Consider the following 4,668-nt stretch of genomic DNA (forward strand, 5'->3'; position numbering starts at 1 on the left):
CGGCCATCGTCTGGTTCCCTTCGATCTTGATCTAGCTACTCGAAGGATCACTCGATGGCCGTCTTCATTTCACGACGCCACGCCTGTGACCAGGCCAAACTCGTACACCACTCCCGTGGACGCAACCGCCCAGATATCGCGCGGCGACAGGGCCGTGGCTGCAAGGGTGCTGATGGGTGTCTCATGCTGGACCCAGGTTCGGCCGTCGAAGTGCCGGGCCCACCGTCCACCGAACGTCCACGCCTTTCCATCCCCCAACGCAAGCACCTCCCGCTCCGTTTCTGTCTCATCCGTATCGGTCGGGAGGAAAGACCAGCGCTGGCTGTCGAAGCGCAGTAGCCCGGAATCGCCTCCCTCATAGTCCTCGGCGACAATCCACACATTCCCTGGGGCGGAGGCGGAGACCTTGGTCAGGGTGAGGGAACGGCTTCTCTCCGGGAGTTCCCGCACCAACCGGCGCCACCGCCGACCGTCCCAGTGGACGAGCACCGAGTCGTGGTAATCGATCTCGACCCGCTCGCCGACCGCCCACGCCTGGCGGCCGTTGGTCGCGATGTCCATGAACTTCGCACCATTGGCCAGCTCCTTCTGCCGGTAGGCCACCCGCCAGCGCCCATCGAGCCGCCCCTTCCACACGGGGTTCACGGATTCCGTCACGGCAGAGCTCCGGCTCGGCGACGAGGGAGGCTCCGAGGCGGCCTCGTGCCGCGCGGAAAAGTCGACCGAACATCCGGCTAGGGCGACGACCAGGACGACGCATCCCCATCGCGCGCCCACCAGTCCCCCTAAGATCGCGGTGTGCCCCAGTTTAGCCCGACTGGAACCTGCAGTGACGTGCCACGTTCGCTGCTGGAGGGCTTCATCGACGTGTCCCGGACGAATGCATCAGCATTCCACGAGCACATCGCACCCGTCCTGGGGGCCTGGCCCTGCCAATCGGTGCGCTGGCCCTATACCAGCTCCCTCATAGCGTCTTCGTGGGTCTGGCACAGATGACCGCCTCCCCGGCTTCCTTGCTTGGTGACGTGGTGAGGAGGGCCAGTGGATCCAGAACACAAGGCGGTATTCCCGAGGTTCGTGGCCGAACGCTCGGGAGCGCTCTTCCGTGCCGCCTATCCGCTGACCGGCGACCGGCACGCCGCCGAGGACCTGGTGCAGTCGGCGCTGGCCAAGACTGCGGCGAACTGGCGGCGCCTGCGTGACCCCACAGCCGCGCGAACGGTTCTCTGACGCCGGCCGGCACAACGGCCGGCCGCTACTGGGCCATCTGTTGATGCAGGCGGCGTGCTTCCTGCACGAGTCTGCTCGATCCCTTCTGGGCGGCGATCGCCGCCACTTCCGGCAGGTCCGCGCGCACTCCGGCGATCTTGGCCGCGCTCGCTCCCGCCGCCAGCAAGTCGGCCAGGCCCGCGCGGGGCCGTTCACCGGTCTTGGGCAGCAACCCGGGCAGCAGCCGTACGATCACCGCCCACGTCACCTCATGCGCGCCCGCCTGCGTTGCGGCGTCAGGCGCCGCGACCACCCGGTTGAGCTTGACGAAGTCGCCCGTGACCAGTGCGGTGACCGCCTCCCCCAGTTCCGCCACAGGCACCTCGTCGCGTGCGGCCAGCGTCAGAGCGCGTCGGTGGCGGCCGCGCGCTCGGCGGTCCGCTCGTGGCCCATGCCGCAGGTTAGCGCGTACGCCATGCCGGTGGCGAGCGGGCCATGGCCGTGCGCCAGGTCCGCCAGCACCCGCACCTGGCCATCGCTTCTGTCCATCCAGGGCGGCAGGCAGCAGGCCAGGTGGGCGGCCACGATCTCCCGATGCGACGGCATGACGGGTGGCCACTGCTCAAGCGTGTAGACGGTGTCGGGCCGCGGCCCCAGCAGCTCTCGGATCGGCTCCGGCACCAGCTCGGCCGCCTCGGCGGGCAGGGTGACGGTGGCACGCAAACTTCGCTCGACCCTGTACCCCGCGCGGGTGTCGATCGAGACGATCACCTGGGGGTCGGCCAGCCCGTCGCCGCGCATCCACACCGCGCAGGCACGGCCCGCATCCGAAGCGAGCCGCCCGGCGCGCTGCACGTCCCCGCTGGGCACCTCGCGTGGCAGCCGCAAGAGTGCTTGGGCGAGGTCGCGGGGCAGCGCCTGCACCCCAGCTGCCTCGAGACGTTCGAGCCGGTCAAGCAGGACGCCGGGTTCGAGGTGGCCGGAACCCGCCGTGGGAGTGGCCAGCAGGACGGGATACCTGCCGCCGTTCTCGAACCGCCCGGCGATCTCGAGGGCACGGCTCATGGCGAATCGGTCGAACGGATTCGGTCTCATCGGCCACGCGGCATGCTTGGGCGGGGCGTCTGACAGAGTCTTGCCGTCCTGTGGGGAGGCGAACGCCAGGAAGGCGTGCCGCAGCGCCCCGACGGTGCTCTCACGGGTCTCGTGCTCGTAGTGGCCGAAGAAGTGGGGGTCGAACGGGTGCCACCACGGGTGCAACGCCGCCCGTAGCGCGTCGGCGTCGCGATCGGACCATTCGGCCAGTCCGGCGAGAAGGCGGTCGAACTCGTACAGGCCTGATGAGTAGCCGAACGCGGCCACGGCATGGGCGAGCTCTTCCGGCGATCCGATGGGCGGCGGCATTCGCCGCAGGTCACTAGGTGCGGACAGCGGCGCGACGCTCACCTCGTCGGCGACGCTCACCTCGTCGGCGACGATGCCGCCCCCGTACGCGGCCGCGATCTTCTCGCGCAGTTCGGCGGGGAGACCGGTGGCCGCAGCCCTGATCGCGTCACGCGCTTCAGTGCCGGCCCGCGCGGACAGCTTCACGGACAGGCGCACGGCACGTTCCTGTAGCGCCAGCGTGTCCTGCGCGAAGATCAGCGCCATAGCGTGCAACACCGCATCCACCCACCGTGACGGACCTGCGGCGATACCAGCTTGCGGGGACGGATCCGTGGTGAAGCCGGGACCACCGTCACCGGTCGCCGGAGGAGCCTCGCGTAGCACGGCGTCGCCGGCCCATTGGATGGCGGCGCGCAAGAGTTTCTTCTCCGGTCGAAAGGCCAGTGCCTCCACTGCCTCGGCGAACAGCTGCTCCCCCAGCCGACCTGCTTCCTCCAGTCGCCGTAGCTGTCTCAGCGCCATGTCGGCCACTGCGGCCGGCCCGGCCGGGAGGAGCCTGGCATAGTCTCCGGCCCGCGCGGCCACCTCGTCCAAGTCGAGGCCGAGCCGGTCATGCAGGCTCACCAGCACGACTGGCGCTCCGGGTCCCTACAAGATCTGGAATCGGATGTCGTCGGGGACCTATTTCCCGCCTGCGGTGATGGCGGTGGAAATACCGAAGGCCGGGGGAGGCACCCGCGTTCTGGGAGTACCGACCGTGGCCGACAGGATCGCCCAGACGGTGGCAGCGCTGGCGCTGGAACCCCGGACCGAGTCGATCTTTCACGACGACTCCTACGGGTATCGGCCCCGGCGCTCCGCGCTGGACGCGGTGGCCACGTGCCGCCAGCGATGCTGGAAGAAGGACTGGATCATCGACCTCGACGTCGAGAAGTTCTTCGACAGCGTGCCGTGGGACCTGATGGTCAAGGCGGTCGTGGCCAACATCACCACCGGCCAACGATGGGTACTGCTGTATGTGAAACGGTGGCTCGCCGCTCCCATTCAGCAGCCCGACGGAACCCTGGTCGAGCGGCACCGAGGAACCCCACAGGGTTCAGCGGTTTCGCCCGTCCTGGCCAACCTGTTCATGCACTACGCGTTCGACACCTGGCTGGCACGCGAGTTCCCGACCGTGGAGTTCGAGCGCTACGCCGACTTATGCCGAGGCCCGGGTTATGCCGACCCGGCCCGGAGAACGCCTGGTCGGGGTGATGGGCGGGTTCCCGTGTCGGCATAATCCTGCGCGTTCGCTGGTGATCTGCCTGTCTGGTTCGTGTCAGTGGTTTCTCCGGACGGGAGACGATCATGGAGACGGACGTGGATGCCGGCTGCGCGCCGGCGGGCGGGAACAGCGCGGGGCTGCTGGCGGAGTTCCGCACGTGGCTGGACCGAGAGCGGGGCCTGTCGCCGGTGTCGGTGCGCTGCTATTCCAAGCAGGCGAAGGCCTTCCTGGCCGCGATAGGCGGGCCAGGAACGGTGAGCGGCCTGGACGCGGTCAAGGTCACCGCGTTCATGATGGACCACTCCCGCGACCGCAACACCTGGTCGGCGAAGGCGATGGTGACCTCGCTGCGGGCGTTCCTGCGGTTCGCGCACGCGACGGGGCGGACCGCCGTTCCGCTTGCCGGGGCGGTCCCGGCGGTCGCGTCCTGGCGGCTGTCCGCGCTGCCGCGCGTCCTGGCGGCTGTCCGCGCTGCCGCGCGGGCTGCCGGCCGCCGAGATCGAGCTGCTGCTGGCCGGCTGCGACCGGGACACGGCGGCCGGACTGCGCGATTACGCAGTCCTGTCCCTGCTGGCCCGACTCGGGCTGCGCGGCGCCGAGGCCGCCGGCCTGCAGCTCGGTGACATCGACTGGCGGGCCGGCGAGATCGCGGTCACGGGCAAGGGCAGCCGCACCGAGCGGCTTCCCCTGCCGGCCCCGGCCGGGGAGGCGCTGGCCGCCTGGCTCTGCGGCGGCCGTCCCGCCTGCCAGTCGCGGGCGGTGTTCGTGACGGTGCGGCGGCCTTATCGGCAGCTGACGCCGGAGGCGGT

General features: G+C 69.8%; 6 protein-coding genes. 3 read left to right on the forward strand and 3 right to left on the reverse strand.

Annotation, left to right across the window (positions count from 1 at the left end):
• Positions 1 to 69: 69 nt before the first annotated feature.
• Complete coding sequence (locus tag ACTWPW_RS63045) at positions 70 to 657, reverse strand: hypothetical protein (RefSeq protein WP_443174861.1); 588 nt, start codon at positions 655 to 657, stop codon at positions 70 to 72.
• 384 nt (positions 658 to 1,041) lie between these two features.
• Between ACTWPW_RS63045 and ACTWPW_RS63050 the strand changes: the two genes are divergently transcribed.
• Positions 1,042 to 1,230, forward strand: coding sequence for a sigma factor (locus tag ACTWPW_RS63050; RefSeq protein ID WP_443174862.1), 189 nt, complete (start codon positions 1,042 to 1,044; stop codon positions 1,228 to 1,230).
• Between the two features lie 25 nt (positions 1,231 to 1,255).
• Here the strand turns inward: ACTWPW_RS63050 and ACTWPW_RS63055 are convergent, their stop codons facing one another.
• The gene (locus ACTWPW_RS63055) at positions 1,256 to 1,585 is read right to left on the reverse strand and encodes a hypothetical protein (RefSeq protein WP_443174863.1); all 330 of its coding nucleotides are present in this window, start codon (positions 1,583 to 1,585) and stop codon (positions 1,256 to 1,258) included.
• Positions 1,586 to 1,611: 26 nt separating this feature from the next.
• A complete protein-coding gene (locus tag ACTWPW_RS63060) occupies positions 1,612 to 3,219 on the reverse strand; it encodes a DUF7824 domain-containing protein (protein ID WP_443174864.1) in 1,608 nt (535 codons plus the stop codon).
• 76 nt (positions 3,220 to 3,295) lie between these two features.
• Here ACTWPW_RS63060 and ACTWPW_RS63065 point away from each other — a divergent pair, with 76 nt between their 5' ends.
• Together ACTWPW_RS63065 and ACTWPW_RS63070 are read left to right on the forward strand one after the other, a co-directional pair.
• Positions 3,296 to 3,874 carry a reverse transcriptase domain-containing protein gene (locus ACTWPW_RS63065; protein WP_443174865.1) on the forward strand — a complete coding sequence of 193 codons (579 nt, stop codon included), beginning with the start codon at positions 3,296 to 3,298 and terminating at the stop codon, positions 3,872 to 3,874.
• Positions 3,875 to 4,258: 384 nt separating this feature from the next.
• Positions 4,259 to 4,668 (forward strand): tyrosine-type recombinase/integrase (locus ACTWPW_RS63070; protein ID WP_443174866.1); only part of this gene is annotated, 410 nt, incomplete at its 3' end.

The organism is Nonomuraea sp. KM90 (assembly GCF_052246675.1).
Classification (GTDB): Bacteria; Actinomycetota; Actinomycetes; order Streptosporangiales; family Streptosporangiaceae; genus Nonomuraea.

Coding starts and splice junctions, on each gene's coding strand:
- ACTWPW_RS63065 (WP_443174865.1), top strand. CDS start 3,296: ATGGCGGTGGAAATACCGAAGGCCGGGGGAGGCACCCGCGTTCTGGGA.